Source organism: Paraburkholderia sp. SIMBA_054 (assembly GCF_046534875.1).
Taxonomy (GTDB): Bacteria; Pseudomonadota; Gammaproteobacteria; order Burkholderiales; family Burkholderiaceae; genus Paraburkholderia; species Paraburkholderia hospita.
This window is the reverse complement of sequence record NZ_JAWRXV010001563.1, coordinates 1-241: the sequence shown is the minus strand read 5'-3', so window position 1 is coordinate 241 and position 241 is coordinate 1. Positions and strand designations below refer to the sequence as shown.

Here is a 241-nt window from a genome sequence, read left to right as displayed (position 1 = left end):
ATGTCCATCACTCACATGCAGGATATGTATATAATGAACGCTTTTATATCTTCGGCTTCCCAGTCTGCTTATAATCTCGCAATGGATGCGCGTGACAGCCTCAGCGGAATTTTCAGCCTACAGCATCGCGGCTTCTGGTTCCGCCTGCCGTTGACCAAGCTGAGCCTTTGGCTTGAATGGCGGGAATGCTCGGTGGGCTATGGTTGGCAGAAGCAGGACACGAAGGACATTGAGTTCTTCG

General features: G+C 51.0%; 1 protein-coding gene. It reads left to right on the top strand.

Translation table 11 applies throughout. The features are described from left to right. Positions 1-33: 33 nt before the first annotated feature. Positions 34-241: hypothetical protein (locus SB822_RS60310; RefSeq protein ID WP_410859545.1), on the top strand; the 208-nt coding region annotated here is incomplete at its 3' end.